The sequence below is a fragment of the Crenobacter luteus genome, assembly GCF_004345725.1.
GTDB lineage: Bacteria > Pseudomonadota > Gammaproteobacteria > Burkholderiales > Chromobacteriaceae > Crenobacter > Crenobacter luteus.
The window spans coordinates 92,788-108,470 of sequence record NZ_SLXG01000002.1 but is presented as its reverse complement, the minus strand read 5'-3'; the positions used below and the strand labels follow the sequence as shown (position 1 = coordinate 108,470).

The following is a 15,683-nucleotide window of genomic DNA, read 5'->3' as shown; positions in this document are numbered from 1 at the left end:
TTCGACCGGCTTTTTGCTTGTCCGACGTTGGCCGAGGGCGGCGTCAGGCGGCGACGCCGTAGCCCTTCAGCGTCGCCAGCCGCACCAGCCCCTCGGGCCAGACGCCGAGCCCGCTCTGCGCGTCGAGATGGCCGCGCGCGCCGGCGCCGGCGAAGCGGCTGCCCCAGTCGCGCGCGATCGCGCGCGCGAAGGCCGGGTCGGCGTACGGGTCGTCGTCGCTGGCGACGACGACGGAGTCGAAGGCGAAGCGCTCGCGCGGCGGGTCGGCAAAACCGGTCGCCGCGGCCGGGAAGCGCGGGCCGTCCGGGTCCGGCACCGCGACCAGCAGCGCGCCGCGGATCGGGCGTCCGCCCGCCGCCGCCCAGTGCGCGACGGCGAGGCAGCCCAGGCCGTGCGCGACCAGCAAGGTGTGCGGGCCGGCGGCGGCGACCGCCGCGTCGATGCCCGCGACCCAGTCGGCGCAGGCCGGCGCCGCGCGGTCGCGCAGCGCGACGCGGGCGAAGGTGGGGTTGCGCCTCTCCCAGAGGCTCTGCCAGTGCTGCGGGTCCGGATCGCCGATGTCCGGCACGATGAGAATGCGGTTTGCCACGCGTCTGTCTCCTTGTTCTTGTTGTCGAAACGAAAACGGCCCGGCAAGGCCGGACCGTGTTGCTCAGATCGTGAAGCGCGCCAGCGCGCCGTTGAGGCTGTGCGCCGCGCTCTCCAGGCTCTTGGCCTCCTGGCTGAGCGCCACCGTCTCCTCGGTGTTGCCGACGGTCTGGTCCTCCAGCGCCGCCAGGTTCTCGCGCATCGCGTCGATGTCGTGCTCGATCGCGCGGCTTTGCGCGACCGCATCGGCGCAGGCATCGCGCAGCGTCTGCATCAGGCCGCGCGTCGCCTCCAGCGCCGAGCGCACCTCGTCCGACGCGCTCGACAGCTCGCCGGCCTCGCCGGCCTGCGCCTCGATGCGGCCGGCGGTGTCGGCGATGGTCGACAGCAGGTGGTCGACGAAGGCGCTGGTCTCGGCCAGCGTGTTCTGCGTCTGGCCGGCGAGTTTGCGCACCTCGTCGGCGACCACGGCGAAGCCGCGGCCGGCCTCGCCAGCGCGCGCCGCCTCGATCGCCGCGTTCAGCGCCAGCAGATTGGTCTGCTCGGAGATGCCGGCGATGCGCGCGAGGATCTGCGTGATCGAGCGCACGTCCTGCGACAGCGCGTCGAAGCGCTCGGCCAACTCGCGGTTGGTATCGACGTGGCCGGCCAGGAGCCCGGCCATCTCGCCGACGCGCTCGCGCGAGCGCTCGATCTGCTCGGACACGCCGTCGATGCGGCCCTCGAGCGCCTCGACGGTGGCGCTCGAGGCGCCGGCCAGCTCGAGGATGTGGCCGGAGCGGCCCGACAGCTCGGTCAGCCGCGTGCGGCTCGACAGCGCGCGTTCGCGCAGCTTGGCCGCGCTTTCCTGCACGTTCTCCGCGGTATGGAAGGTGTTGCGCGCGTTGTCGGCGGCGTCGGTGAGGATCTGGCGGAAGGCGTCGGCCAGGCGGTTGAAGCGCCCGGCGATGCGGCCGACCTCGTCGTCGCCCCTGACCGACAGGCGGCGCGTCAGGTCCTGGCTCTCGGCGGTGCGCTCGATGTGCTCGGCGATGCGCGAGATCGAGCCGGCCAACAGCCGCGCCAGCGTCCAGGCGATCGCGCCGCCGATCAAGAGCGTGACCGCGCCGATCGCCAGCGTCTCCTTCAGCGCCTTCGCACGCGCGGCGGCGACGTCGGCCAGCGGCACGTCGGCCGCCATCACCACGCGCCGGCCGGCGAGTTCGGACGGGATGAACACCGAGCGGAAGGTGCCGTATTCGTCGGTATACTCGTCGTAGGTGATGCGGCCGGAGGCGAAGGCGGCCTTCAGCCCCGCGCTGCCGTCGTAGGGCTGCAGGTGGTGGCCGAAGTCGCCCGACTTGAGTTCGGCCTCGCCGGCGCCGTCGGCGAGGTAGACCACCTTGTCGCCCTGCTGGCCGAGCAGGTAGAGGTAGACCACGCCGAAGGGCTTGGCGTAGGCGTCGAGCCGGCGCGCGTTGGCGAGCATCTCCTCCTTGCCGACGCTGCCGACGGTGAAAGCCTTGTCGAGGAAGGGTTGGCCGAGCAGCGACGGCACCGCGCGCGCGGCGGCGTTCAGCCGCGTGTCGATCAGCTCGACCGCGTGGCGTTCGCTTTCGACGTAGGTGTAGGCCGTGTACGCGGACACGGTCAGCAGGTTCAGCAAAAGGAACAGCCAGGTCAGCTTGGTGCGGACCGAGAGGCGGTTGAGCCAGGGCATGCGGCGACTCCGGGATCTGAAAGATGTCATTGCAATTGGAATAATATTCCCGTTATTTGACAATCATTTTTTGTCGGGCCCGATCCAAAACGGCGCGCGCCGGCCGGGATTTCTCTTCGCGCCAAGCAATGACTTTAGCATACCTTGGCCAGACAGCCGGGCTGACCGGCAAGGCGGCGTCTGGTAATCTGTGTCACAGAATCGCAACCGAAGCCGGCCCACCCGATGTCCACCCCGCCCCTGCTCTACCTCGCCTCCGGCAGCCCGCGCCGCCGCGAACTGCTCGAACAACTGGGCCTGACGCTGCAACGCGTCGCCGCCGAGATCGACGAAACCCCGCTCCCCGGCGAAACCGCGCGCGACTACGCGCTGCGGCTGGCGGTCGAGAAGGCCGCCGCCGGCGAAGCGGCGCGCGTCGCCGCCGGCCTGCCGGCCACCCCGCTGCTGGCCGCCGACACCACGGTGACGCAGGACGGCGAGATCTTCGGCAAGCCCGCGGACGCGCCGGACGCGCGCCGCATGCTGGCAGCGTTTTCCGGCCGCAGCCACCGCGTGCTGACCGCGGTCGCGGTGCGCGACGGCGACGCGCTCCACACCGCGGTGTCGGATACCGAGGTGTGGTTCAAGCCGCTGTCGGCCGCCGAGATCGAGCGCTACATCGAATCGGGCGAACCGTTCGACAAGGCCGGCGCCTACGGCATCCAGGGCCGCGCCGCGGTATTCGTCGAGCGCATCGCCGGCAGCTACACCGGCGTGGTCGGCCTGCCGGTGTTCGAAACCGCCGCGCTCCTGTCCGCCTGCGGCTTCGTCTTCCCCTGAGAGCGGGCTTCGCGCTGGCGCGCGTGCGCGCCAGCACAAAACCCATTCAACAAAGAGACAACGCCATGCTGCACCAACCGATTGCCCTGCCGCGCGACGTGCCGCGGCCCAAGGAACAGATCCTGGTCAACATCACGCCGCAGGAAACCCGCGTGGCGGTGGTGGAAGACAGCGTCGTGCAGGAGCTGCACGTCGAGCGCGCCGCCAGCCGCGGCATCGTCGGCAACATCTATCTGGGCCAGGTGAAAAGGGTGCTGCCGGGCATGCAGAGCGCCTTCATCGAGATCGGCCTCGAACGCGCCGCCTTCCTGCACATCGCCGACGTGTTCGAGCAGCGCCAGCACCCGGCCGAGCCGCAGCGCATCGAACGCATGCTGTTCGAGGGCCAGACGGTGCTGGTGCAGGTGATCAAGGACCCGATCGGCACCAAGGGCGCGCGCCTCAGCACGCAGATCAGCCTGGCCGGCCGCTTCCTCGTGCACCTGCCGCAGGAAGAACATATCGGCATCTCGCAGAAGATCGAGCACGAGGAGGACAGGCTGGCGCTCAAGGGCCGGCTCGAGAAGCTGTTGCCGCCGGGCGGACCGCGCGGCTACATCATCCGCACCAGCGCCGAGACCGCGACCGACTCTGAACTGCTGGCCGACATCGAGTACCTGTCGAAGCTGTGGGCCGACATCCGCTACAAGTCCGAGCACGAGCCGGCGCAGAGCCTGCTGTACCAGGATCTGTCGCTGTCGCTGCGCGTGCTGCGCGACATGGTCAGCGAGTCGACCGAACGGGTGATCGTCGACTCGACCGAGAACTACGCCAAGATGGCCGAGTTCGCCGAGCTGTACGTGAACCAGGCGGTGGCCAAGATCGAGCGCTACAGCGGCGACCGCCCGCTGTTCGAATTGCACGGCATCGAGGCCGAGATCGACAAGGCGCTGGCGCGCCGCGTCAACCTCAAGTACGGCGGCTACCTGATCCTCGACCAGACCGAGGCGATGACGACGATAGACGTCAACACCGGCGGCTTCGTCGGCAACCGCAACTTCGACGAGACCATCTTCAAGACCAACCTCGAGTCGACCTACGCGATCGCGCGCCAGCTGCGGCTCCGCAACCTCGGCGGCATCATCATCGTCGACTTCATCGACATGGATAACGAGGAGCACCGCAACCAGGTGCTGGCCGAGCTCGCCAAGGCGCTGGCGCGCGACCGCACCCGCGTGACGCTGAACGGCTTCACCAGCCTCGGCCTGGTCGAGATCACCCGCAAGCGCACGCGCGAGAGCCTCGCGCACGTGCTGTGCGAGCCGTGCCCGACCTGCCAGGGCCGCGGCGAGATCAAGACGCCGCAGACGGTGTGCTACGAGATCCAGCGCGAGATCGTGCGCGAGGCGCGCAAGTTCGACGCCAGGAGCTTCCGCATCCTCGCCGCGCAGCCGGTGATCGACATGTTTCTCGACGAGGAGTCGCAATCGCTGGCGATGCTGGTCGACTTCATCGGCAAGCCGATCTCGCTGTCGGTCGAGTCGACCTACACGCAGGAACAGTTCGACGTCGTGCTGTCGTGACGCGCGGCGCCTTGCGCATGGCGCCTTCCACCCCATCTGCGTTCACGGCCCGCCCGCTCGGCCAACGCCGGACGCCACGCCCCCGCCGCGCCGGGGGCGTCGTCTTTGCGGTGCAGCAGACATATCCATGTCATGGGCCGCGCGCGCAATAATAGAAAAGACATGAAATCCGGAGTTCGACCATGACCGTCACCGCCCCCGACCCGCTGTGGGAGGCGATCCGCGCCGAGGCCGCCGAGGCCGCGCGCGACGAACCCCTGCTCGCCAGCTTCCTGCACATGACCGTGCTGCGCCACGCCACGCTCGAGGACGTGCTCGCCTTCCACCTGTCGAGCAAGCTCGCCAGCCCGATCATGGACGCGCGCGCGCTGATGGAGCTGTTCTGCGAGGCGCTGGCCGACGACGGCACGATCGCGCGCGCGGTGCGCGCCGACATCCGCGCCTGCTACGAGCGCGACCCGGCGTGCGACGCGTACTCGATGCCGCTGTTGTACTTCAAGGGCTTCCACGCGATCCAGAGCCAGCGCGTCACCCACTGGCTGTGGAAGAAGGGCCGCCGCACGCTGGCCTACTTCCTGCAAAACCGCATCTCCGAGGTGATGGGCGCCGACATCCACCCGGCGGCGGCGATCGGCGAGGGCATCATGCTCGACCACGGCACCGGCGTCGTCGTCGGCGAGACCGCGGTGATCGGCGACAACGTGTCGCTGCTGCAGGGCGTCACGCTCGGCGGCACCGGCAAGGTGCACGGCGACCGCCACCCCAAGGTCGGCGACGGCGTGCTGATCGGCGCCAACGCGAGCATCCTCGGCAACATCACGATAGGCGACGGCGCCAAGGTCGGCGCCGGCAGCGTGGTGCTCGACGACGTGCCCGCGCACACCACCGTGGTCGGCGTACCGGCGCGCGCGGTCGGCCGCCCCGACGAGGACATGCCGGCGCTGGGCATGGACCAGCGCGTCTGAGCGCCTGCGCGACGCCCATAGCCTGGCTATCGGCCATATAAAAACATTCGATTTTGGCTATGTAACGAGAATGGCTATCATCCCATCAAGGTCGATAGGGAGAACCGCCATGCTCAAGACCGCCACCTTCGCCGCCTGCCACTTCAGCGTCGCCTTCGGCGTCGCCTACCTGCTGACCGGCAGCGTCGGCGTCTCGGGCCTGCTGGCCGTCGTCGAGCCGCTGGTCAACACCGTCGCCTACCACTTCCACGAGAAGGTCTGGGACGCGGTTCGCGCGCGGCGCGGCATCGCCCGGCCGGACCGTCGCCTCGGCCCCGCGCACTGAAGCGCCGGCGACCCCGCCCGCAGTTCTGCATCCGCCGCGGCGCGCCGAACGAAACGGCGCCGGGGCGCCCGCGGCGCTGGTGGTAGAATCGCCGCATGGAACCGAACGTCGCGCAACCCCACGGCAGCCTGCTCGCCGGGCTCAACAACGAACAACTGTCCGCCGTCACCTGGCCGAACAAGAGCGCGCTGGTGCTCGCCGGCGCCGGCAGCGGCAAGACGCGCGTGCTGACCACGCGCATCGCGTGGCTGTTGACCACCGGCCAGACCAACCCGGCCGGCGTGCTCGGCGTCACCTTCACCAACAAGGCCGCGCGCGAGATGCAGACGCGGCTGGCGGCCATGGTGCCGGTCAACGTGCGCGCGATGTGGATCGGCACCTTCCACGGCCTGTGCAACCGCTTTTTGCGCCTGCACCACCGCGACGCCGGCCTGCCGAACACCTTCCAGATCCTCGACTCGGCCGACCAGCTGTCGGCGATCAAGCGGCTGATGAAGAGCCTCGACGTCTCCGACGAGCGTTTTCCGCCCAAGGCGGTGCAGGGCTTCATCAACGGCAACAAGGAAAACGGCCAGCGCGCCGACGTGCTGTCGGCCGGCGACCCGTACACGCGCAAGCTGATCGAGCTGTACGCCGCCTACGACGCGCAGTGCCGCCGCGAGGGCGTGGTCGACTTCGCCGAGCTCCTGCTCAGGAGCTACGAGGTGCTGGTCGCCAACCAGCCCTTGCGCGCGCACTACCAGGCGCGCTTCACCCATATCCTGGTCGACGAGTTCCAGGACACCAACCGGCTGCAGTACGCGTGGCTCAAGCTCTTGGCCGGCGACATCGGCTCGGTGTTCGCCGTCGGCGACGACGACCAGTCGATCTACGCCTTCCGCGGCGCCGAGGTCGGCAATATGCGCTCGCTGTTGGCCGACTTCGCGATCGCCGAGCCGATCCGGCTGGAGCAGAACTACCGCTCGGCCGGCAACATCCTCGCCGCCGCCAACGCGCTGATCGAGCACAACGACGGCCGCCTCGGCAAGAAGCTGTGGACCGACGCCGGCGACGGCGAGCCGATCCGGCTGTTCGAGGCCCATTCCGACGTCGAGGAGGCCGCCTTCATCGTCGACGAGGTCAAGGCGCTCGAACGCGACGGCTGGCGCCTGTCCGACATCGCGCTGCTCTACCGCAGCAACGCGCAGTCGCGCGTGCTCGAGCACGCGCTCGTCAACGCCAAGCTGCCCTACCGCATCTACGGCGGGCTGCGCTTCTTCGAGCGCCAGGAAGTCAAGCACGCGCTCGCCTACCTGCGCCTGATCGCCAACCCGGACGACGACAACGCGCTGCTGCGCGTGATCAACGTGCCGGCGCGCGGCATCGGCGCGCGCACGGTCGAGAACCTGTTGGCGATCGGCCGCGAACAGGGCGTCAGCCTATGGCAGGCCGCCTGCTCAGGCGGCGCCGGCCGCGCCGCCGGCAAGCTCGCCGACTTCGTCGCCCTGATCGAGTCGCTGCGCGCCAAGCGCGACGCCGCCGCGCTGACCTTGGCCGAGACCGTCAGCCTCGCGATCGAGCACTCCGGCCTCAAGGCCATGTACGAGGCCGACAAGAAGGACGGCGAGGAACGCCTCGCCAACCTCGACGAACTCGTCAACGCCGCCGCCTCCTACATGCCGGACGAGCCGGCCAACGCGCTGGTCGAATTCCTGACCGCCGCCGCGCTCGAGGCCGGCGAGCACCAGGCCGAGGCCGGCGAGGACGCGCTGCAACTGATGACGGTGCACGCGGCCAAGGGTCTGGAATTCTCGGCGGTGTTCGTCTCCGGCCTCGAAGAAGGCCTGTTCCCGCACGAGAACAGCATGGCCGAGCGCAAGGGGCTGGAGGAGGAACGCCGGCTGATGTACGTCGCGATCACGCGCGCGCGCCGCCGGCTGTACCTGTCCTGCGCGCAAAGCCGCATGCTGCACGGGCGCTCGAGCTACCCCTTGCGCTCGCGTTTTCTCGAAGAGCTGCCCGAAGCGCTGCTCAAGTTCCTGTCGGCCAAGCCCGCGCCGCGCGCCGAGCGCGCCGCGTGGGCCCAGCCGGCCGCCGCGCCGCGCCCGACGCGCTCGGCCAACCTTGGCGGCTGGCGCATCGGCCAGTCGGTCGAACACGCCAAGTTCGGCCTCGGCGTGGTGATCGACGCCGAGGGCGCCGGCGGCGACGACGTGCGGCTGGCGATCAACTTCGCCGAGCACGGGATCAAGTGGCTCGACCTGCGCTACGCCAAGCTGAACCCAGCCTGAAAGGCGACACGATGAGCGCACCGAGCCCCCCTCCCAACCCGCTGGCCCGGCTCGCCGCCAGCCGGCTCGGCCACGCCGAAGCGGACGCGGACGCCGAACGCGGCCGGCGCAACCCTTACGCCCACCGGCTGTTCCTGGTGATCGACAGCGTGCCCGAGATGCAGCGCGCGCTGGCGATGACGCTGGCCAGCTTCGGCGCCGACAAGGTCGAGTACGCCGGGCGCGCGTCGGACGCGCTCGCCAAGCTCGCCAAGTACGACTTCGACGTCGTGCTGTGCGACTACGACCTCGGCAACGGCTACGACGGCCTCTACCTGTTCGAGGAGGTCAAGGCGCGCAACCTGATCAAGCAATCGTGCGTGTTCATGATCGTCACCGGCGAGCGGCGCGCGCAGCGCGTGATCTCGGCCGCCGAGCTGGCGCCCGACGACTACCTGCTCAAGCCCTTCACCGGCGAATTGCTGAGCCAGCGGCTCGAGCGCGCGATGCGCCGCCGCGAGGCGTTCAAGGTCGTCGACGCGGCGGTGCAGCGCCACGACTACCTGTCGGCGATCGAGATCTGCAACCGCATGCTGGCCGAGCGCGGCGAGTTCACGCTCGACTTCATGAAGCTCAAGGGCTCGCTGGCGCTGAAGATCGAGGACTTCCACACCGCGCGCGCGCTCTACCGCGAGGTGCTCGCGGTCAAGGAGGTCGGCTGGGCCAAGCTCGGGCTGGCGAAGGCGCTGACGGGGCTGCGCGCCTACGACGAGGCGCGCGGCCTGTTCGAGGAGGTGCTGCTCGAAAACGGCCGCGTGATGGAAGCCTACGACTGGCTCGCCAGGCTGCACAGCGCGAACCACCGCAAGGTCGAGGCGCAGGCGGTGCTCAAGACCGCGACCGAACTGTCGCCGGTGGTGATCCGCCGCCAGCAGGCGCTCGCCGAGCTCGCGCTCGGCAACAACGACCTGGCGACCGCCGAGGCCGCCTGCCAGACCACGCTCGATTTGGCCAAGTACACCTGGCACCGCCAGCCGACGCTGTACGCCGACCTCGCGCGCGTGCAGTTGGCGCGCGGCGAGACCGCCCAGGCCGGCCGCACGCTCGCCAGCCTCAGGCGCGACTACCGCTACGACGAGGTCGGCGAATGGATGGCCGACGTGATCGACAGCCAGATCCACGCCCAGAGCGGCCAGGCGCAGAAGGCGCGCCAGCTGCTGGCCGCCGCCAAGGAACGCCACAAGCTACTGTCGCCGCGGCTGACGCCCGACGCGCAGATGGCCTTCGCGCGCGCCTGCTACGCGCAGAAGGACGACGCGGCCGGCGACGCGGTGATGGGCGAGCTGGTGCGCAACCACCACGACGACGAGGCCCTGCTGTCGCGCATCGGCGCGCTGTTCGACGAGACCTCGCGCGGCGAGGCCGGCCGCGAGCTGATCTCGGCCAACGTGCAGACCGTGGTCGACCTGAACAACGCCGCGGTCAAGGAGGCGCAGGCCGGCCGCTACGAGGCGGCGATCGAGCGCTTCGCCCGCGCGCACGAGGAAATGCCCGACAACATCCAGGTGACGCTCAACCTGGTCAACGCCACGCTGGCGATGGTGCACCGCCAGGGCTGGCACGAGAGCCACATGCGCCGCGCGCACGAGCTGATGCTCAAGGTGCGCAAGACGGTGCCGACCCACGCCAAATTCCAGAAACTGCAGCAGGCCTGGCGACAGACCGTCGACAAGCTCGGCATGTCGCAATGGTCGCTGTGAACGCGCCGCGACGCGGCGCCCGCCACCGAAGATGAACACCGTCCAGACCCCCGCCCCCGCGACGACGCGCGTGCTGTCGCTCATCCCGCCGATGACGCAGCTGAACACCCCCTACCCGTCCACCGCCTATCTGACCGGCTTCCTGCGCTCGCACGGCGTCGACGCGCGCCAGGAGGACCTCGCGCTCGCCTTGGTGCTCGAACTGTTTTCGCCGGCCGGGCTCGACGCGGTGCGCGAGCGCATCGACGCGCTGCCGCCGCGCCGGCGCAGCGCCAACGTGGCCGCCTTCGTCGAGCAGTTCGAGCGCTACCGGGCAACGGTCGCGCCGACCGTCGCCTTCCTGCAGGGCCGCGACTCGACGCTCGCCCACCGCATCGTCTCGCGCAACTACCTGCCCGAGGGCGCGCGCTTCGCCTCGCTCGACGTCTACATCGACGAGGACGGCGGCGACCCGCTGGCGTGGGCCTTCGGCGCGCTCGGCCTGCAGGACCGCGCGCGCCACCTGGCGACGCTGTACCTGAACGACCTGGCCGACGTGCTGCGCGACGCGGTCGACCCGCGTTTCGAGTTCGTCCGCTACGCCGAATCGCTGGCGATGAGCCAGCCGAGCTTCGACCCCTTGGCGCGCGCGCTCGCCGCGCCGACCAACCTCGTCGACGACACGCTGGTCCGGCTCGCGCTCGCGGCGCTCGAGCGCCACGCGCCCGACCTGGTGCTGCTGTCGGTGCCCTTCCCCGGCGCGGTCTACGCCGCGTTCCGCATCGCGCAGGCGATCCGCGCCGCGCGCCCGGGCGTCAAGCTTGCCTTGGGCGGTGGCTACGTGAACACCGAACTTCGCGAGTTGGCCGAGCCGCGCGTGTTCGATTTCTTCGACTTCGTGACGCTCGACGCCGGCGAGCGCCCGCTGCTGGCTCTCCTGGAGCACCTGGCCGGCAAGCGCTCGGCGTCGCGCCTGGTGCGCACCTTCGTGCGCGACGAACAGGGCCGGGTGCGCTACCAGCACTTCCCCGAACCCGACGTGCCGTTCGGCGAGGTCGGCACGCCGACCTGGGACGGGCTGCCGCTTGACAAGTATCTGTCGCTCCTGGACATGCTCAACCCGATGCACCGGCTGTGGAGCGACGGGCGCTGGAACAAGCTGACCGTCGCGCACGGCTGCTACTGGAAGAAGTGCAGCTTCTGCGACATCAGCCTCGACTACATCTCGCGCTACGAGGCGGCCACCGCCGAGACGCTGGTCGACCGCATCGAGGCCATCGTCGCCGAAACCGGCCAGACCGGCTTCCACTTCGTCGACGAGGCGGCGCCGCCCAAGGTGCTGCGCGCGCTGGCCGAGGAGCTGCTGCGCCGCGGCGTGTCGATCTCGTGGTGGGGCAACGTGCGCTTCGAGAAGTCGTTCACGCCCGAGCTGTGCCAGCTGTTGGCCGAGTCGGGCTGCATCGCGATCTCGGGCGGGCTGGAGGTCGCGTCCGATAGGCTGTTGAAGCTGATGAAGAAGGGCGTGTCGGTCGAGCAGGTCGCGCGCGTCACGCACGCCTTCGCCGAAGCCGGCGTGCTGGTGCACGCCTACCTGATGTACGGCTTCCCGACCCAGACCGTCGAGGACACCGTCGACGCGCTCGAATACGTGCGCCAGCTGTTCGACAACGGCTGCATCCAGTCGGGCTTCTTCCACCGCTTCTCGTGCACCGTGCACTCGCCGGTCGGCAAGAACCCCGAGGAGTACGGCGTCGAGCTGATCCCGCCGCCGCCGGGCGCCTTCGCCAAGAACGACATCGGCTTCATCGACCCGACCGGCGTCGACCACGACGCGCTCGGCCGCGCGCTGAACAAGGCGCTGTACAACTACATGCACGGCATCGGGCTCGACGAGGACGTACGCGCCTGGTTCGAGCACCGCGTGCCGCGCTCGCGCGTGCCGCGCCACTTCATCGCCCGCGCGCTGTCCGGCGCCGACCGGGGCCGCCGCGGCTAACGCGGCGCTCGGCCAACCTTTTCCCCCGGCGAGGCCCGCGAGCAGCGCGGGCGCGCTTCGACAGGCTCGTGCCAGGCAGCACCGGGCGACGGCAGGAAACGGGGCCGGCCTGCTTTGCCTGACGACAAGCCGGCGGCGTACCATGCAAGCGAACACAACAACGTCCTGCCCCCATGCCTAAAACCTCGAAAACGCCAGCCTGCCACGCTTGTCGGGAAAGCCCCCCGCTCGACTTCGACTTCACCATGGCCTTTCAGCCCATCGTCGATGCGCGCGCGCAGCGCGTGTTCGCCTACGAAGCGCTGGTGCGCGGGCGCGACGGCAGCGGCGCCGGGGCGGTGCTGTCCCAGGTCAACGAAAACAACCGCTACCGCTTCGACCAGTCGTGCCGGGTGGCGGCAGTCGAACTGGCCGCCCGGCTCGCCATTCCCTGCCATGTCAGCATCAACTTCCTGCCCAACGCGGTCTACCACGCGGCAACCTGCATCCGCGCCACGCTGGAGGCGGCCGAACGGTTCGACTTCCCGACCGAAAGGCTGATTTTCGAGATCACCGAAAACGAACAGCTGGTCGACAAGGACCACCTCAAGAGCATCATCAACGAATACAAGCGCCAGGGCTTCAAGACGGCGATCGACGATTTCGGCGCGGGTTATTCCGGACTCAACCTGCTGGCCGAATTCCAGCCCGACATCATCAAGCTCGACATGGCGCTGATCCGCGACATCCACGTCGAGCCGGTGCGCCAGGCGATCGTGAAGGGCATTCTCGGCGTCTGCCAGTCGCTCGGCATCGACGTCATCGCCGAGGGCATCGAACACCCGGACGAACTCGCCGCGCTGCAGGATTTCGGCGTCCGGCTCTTTCAGGGCTACCTTTTCGCCAAGCCGGGCTTCGAACAGCTGCCGCCCGTGGCCTGGCAGGCGCCGGCGTAAAGCCGCCGGCGTCAGCGCGTGAGCTGCGACGAGAGCGCGCTGACCACCTCGACCACCCGCTGCGCCCCCAGCCGGATCTCGCCGATGGCCTGCCCCGCCTGGTTGGCCAGGCGGGTTCCCTCGTCGACCTCGGCGAGGCTGCCCGCCATGCCGTCGATCACGGACAAGGTCTCGGCGCGGATGGCCTCGATCATGTCCGCGATCTCGACCGTCGACTTCGTGGTGCGCTCGGCCAACTTGCGCACCTCGTCGGCCACGACCGCGAAGCCGCGGCCCGCGCTGCCCGCGCGCGCGGCCTCGATCGCCGCGTTCAGCGCCAACAGGTTGGTCTGATCGGCGATGTCCTTGATGGTGTTGACGATGGACGTGATGCCGTTGGCCTGCTCCCCCAGCTGGCGCACCTGGGTGGACGCGGCGCGTACCTTCGCGGTCAGCGCGTCCATCTTGGCGATCGCCTCGAGGATCACCCGTTCGCCCTCGCCCGACAGCTTTTCGGACCCCCGCGAAATCTCGCAGGCGGCGTGCGCCGCCTCGCGCTCCGCGCGGTGGCGCTCGACCGTCGCGGTCACGTCGGTGGCGAACTTGTACACCCGGGTCAACTCGCCGTCCTCGTCGCGGATCGGGTTGTAGGTCGCTTCCAGCCACACGGTGCGGCCATCGCGCGCCGCCCGCTCGCACTGCCCGCCGAAATACTCGCCGCGCTGCAGGCTGTCCCAGAATTGCCGGTAGGCGGGGCTGGCGGCGTAGTCGGGCTTGCACAGCGCCCGGTGCGGTGTGCCGACCAGCTCGTCCAGCCGGTAGCCCATCAGCGTGAGGAAGTTGTCGTTGGCGCTCAGGATCGTGCCGTTGCGGTCGAACTCGATCACCGCCATCGAGCGGTCGAGCGCCAGCAGCAGGCGGCGGGTCCGATCGGCTTCCTCGACCCGCCCGGTGATGTCGCTGGCGATCTTCACCACCTTCACCACCTCGCCGGCCTTGCCGAGCACCGGGAAATAGGTCGCCTCCAGCCAGATCGGCCGCCCTTCCCGCGTCAGGCGCCGGAACTTGCCGCTGAACGATTCGCCGCTCTTGAGCCGGCGCCAGAACGCCTGGTATTCCGCGCCGTTCGCCACCTCGGGAGGGCAGAACACGCGATGATGGACGCCCTTGAGCTCGTCGGCACGATAGCCCATCGTCTGGCAAAAGAGCGGGTTGGCCTTGAGGATGGTGCCGTCGGCAGAAAACTCGACCAGCGCCGTGGTGGCGTCGAGCCCGCGAAACAGCTGCTGCAGCCGGCGAGCCTCTTCGCGCCCGGCCTCGATCTCGGCCGTGTTGACGATGGAATAACCGAACATTGCTCTTGCCTCCGATGATCTGTTCGCCCTTTCGTGAGCGGACGTCTATGCCCCCGCCACGAATGGAAATTCATTCAACATAAAGTGCCGGCTCGATTTCTCGCTGACACGGATCGACGCCGGTTCGGACGTGACGACAAGGGGAAGGACAGGCCGTCGGACAACTCGACACGCATTTTGTACTATACAAAAAGTCGCACAAGGGGTCGACCGAAACCGGGACAAGGCAGCCGAGCTCGCACGGCAGCGGCGCCAGCACGGTCGTAAACAGCACGCGTCATGAAAGGAGGATGCCCGGCACGCCTTCCGCAGCGCGGCGGGCGACCTGAGCCGGCCGCTGAAAGCCGAAAACCAAAAAGGCTCGGCCAACCTCCGAAGGTTGGCCGAGCCTTTTTCCGTCGCGCCGCTCAGATCGAATAGTCGCCGTCGGCGAGGAAGACCGACACCTTGCGCGGTTTGAGGAAAACCGACTCGCCCGGCAGGATGGCGAGCTCGCGGAAGACCTCCTTGGCGAGCACCGCCTCGAGCGTCTGGCCGTCGCCGGTGGCGACCTCGATGCGCACCAGCGGGCCGACCGCGTGGATGTGCTCGACGGTGCCCGACGCGAGCGCGTCGTCGGCCGCGCGGCTGACGATCAGATCGTGCGGCCGCACGTAGGCGAGCGCCTGGCCCTCGCCCGGCGGCGCGGCAAGCGGGTGCGCGTAGTCGCCGATGGTCAGGTGCGCACCGTCGACGCGGCCGTGGAACAGGTTCACGTCGCCGAGGAACTGGGTGACGAAGGGGCTGGCCGGGTGCTCGTAGATATCGTCGGGCGCGCCGACCTGCTCGATGCGGCCGTGGTCCATCACCACCACGCGGTCGGACACCTCGAGCGCCTCCTCCTGGTCGTGGGTGACGAACACGCTGGTGACGTGGATCTCGTCGTGCAGCTCGCGCAGCCAGCGCCTGAGGTCCTTCCTGACCTTGGCGTCGAGCGCGCCGAACGGCTCGTCGAGCAGCAGCACCTTCGGTTCGACCGCGAGGCTGCGGGCGAGCGCGATGCGCTGGCGCTGGCCGCCGGACAGCTGGCCCGGGTAGGCGTCGGCGAGCCAGTCGAGCTGGACGAGCTTGAGGAGCTTCATCACCTTGTCGCGGATCTCTTCCTTGCTCGGGCGCACCTTGCGCGGCCGCACCGACAAGCCGAAGGCGACGTTGTCGAACACGGTCATGTGGCGGAACAGCGCGTAGTGCTGGAACACGAAGCCGACCTGGCGCTCGGACACGTGGGTGTGCGTCGCGTCCTCGCCCCCGAACAGCACGCGGCCCGCATCGGGCGTCTCCAGCCCGGCGATGATGCGCAACAGCGTGGTCTTGCCGCAGCCGGACGGGCCGAGCAGGGCCACGAGTTCGCCGGACTCGACGGTGAGGTTGACGTTGTCGAGCGCGGTGAAGTCGCCGAAACGCTTGTGGATGTTGCGGATTTCGATGCTCAT

The 15,683-nt window shown here is 69.3% G+C and carries 12 protein-coding genes; 8 read left to right on the top strand and 4 right to left on the bottom strand.

The window, feature by feature from the left end; translation table 11 throughout:
• Positions 1-43: 43 nt before the first annotated feature.
• Positions 44-589 (bottom strand): RBBP9/YdeN family alpha/beta hydrolase, encoded by a 546-nt coding sequence (locus EV683_RS02025; protein ID WP_131861610.1) that lies wholly within the window; start codon positions 587-589, stop codon positions 44-46.
• Between the two features lie 63 nt (positions 590-652).
• On the bottom strand, positions 653-2,287 hold the full coding sequence (locus EV683_RS02020) for a methyl-accepting chemotaxis protein (RefSeq protein WP_165916771.1): 1,635 nt from the start codon (positions 2,285-2,287) through the stop codon (positions 653-655).
• Positions 2,288-2,512: 225 nt separating this feature from the next.
• Between EV683_RS02020 and EV683_RS02015 the strand changes: the two genes are divergently transcribed.
• The 8 genes from EV683_RS02015 to EV683_RS01980 all read left to right on the top strand — a co-directional run bounded on the left by EV683_RS02015 (position 2,513) and on the right by EV683_RS01980 (position 12,877).
• Entirely contained in the window at positions 2,513-3,106 is a 594-nt protein-coding gene (locus EV683_RS02015; RefSeq protein ID WP_131861607.1) for a Maf family protein, read from the top strand.
• A gap of 65 nt (positions 3,107-3,171) precedes the next feature.
• Positions 3,172-4,668, top strand: a complete 1,497-nt coding sequence (gene rng / locus EV683_RS02010) for a ribonuclease G (protein WP_066610193.1) — start codon at positions 3,172-3,174, stop codon at positions 4,666-4,668.
• Positions 4,669-4,850: 182 nt separating this feature from the next.
• Entirely contained in the window at positions 4,851-5,633 is a 783-nt protein-coding gene (cysE, locus tag EV683_RS02005) for a serine O-acetyltransferase (protein WP_066610189.1), read from the top strand.
• A 109-nt stretch (positions 5,634-5,742) separates the two neighbouring features.
• Positions 5,743-5,958 carry a DUF2061 domain-containing protein gene (locus EV683_RS02000; protein WP_131861606.1) on the top strand — a complete coding sequence of 72 codons (216 nt, stop codon included), beginning with the start codon at positions 5,743-5,745 and terminating at the stop codon, positions 5,956-5,958.
• 95 nt (positions 5,959-6,053) lie between these two features.
• Positions 6,054-8,228: a UvrD-helicase domain-containing protein gene (locus EV683_RS01995; protein WP_131861604.1), complete on the top strand. Its 2,175-nt coding sequence runs from the start codon at positions 6,054-6,056 to the stop codon at positions 8,226-8,228.
• An 11-nt stretch (positions 8,229-8,239) separates the two neighbouring features.
• Positions 8,240-9,967 (top strand): response regulator, encoded by a 1,728-nt coding sequence (locus EV683_RS01990; RefSeq protein WP_131861602.1) that lies wholly within the window; start codon positions 8,240-8,242, stop codon positions 9,965-9,967.
• A 31-nt stretch (positions 9,968-9,998) separates the two neighbouring features.
• A complete protein-coding gene (locus EV683_RS01985; RefSeq protein WP_131861601.1) occupies positions 9,999-11,942 on the top strand; it encodes a B12-binding domain-containing radical SAM protein in 1,944 nt (647 codons plus the stop codon).
• 245 nt (positions 11,943-12,187) lie between these two features.
• The gene (locus tag EV683_RS01980; protein ID WP_131861600.1) at positions 12,188-12,877 is read left to right on the top strand and encodes an EAL domain-containing protein; all 690 of its coding nucleotides are present in this window, start codon (positions 12,188-12,190) and stop codon (positions 12,875-12,877) included.
• Between the two features lie 11 nt (positions 12,878-12,888).
• On the opposite strand, the gene EV683_RS14660 is transcribed toward EV683_RS01980, so the two are convergent.
• Both EV683_RS14660 and EV683_RS01970 read right to left on the bottom strand, forming a co-directional pair.
• Positions 12,889-14,211, bottom strand: a complete 1,323-nt coding sequence (locus tag EV683_RS14660) for a methyl-accepting chemotaxis protein (protein WP_131861598.1) — start codon at positions 14,209-14,211, stop codon at positions 12,889-12,891.
• Positions 14,212-14,618: 407 nt separating this feature from the next.
• The gene (locus tag EV683_RS01970; RefSeq protein ID WP_131861596.1) at positions 14,619-15,683 is read right to left on the bottom strand and encodes a sulfate/molybdate ABC transporter ATP-binding protein; all 1,065 of its coding nucleotides are present in this window, start codon (positions 15,681-15,683) and stop codon (positions 14,619-14,621) included.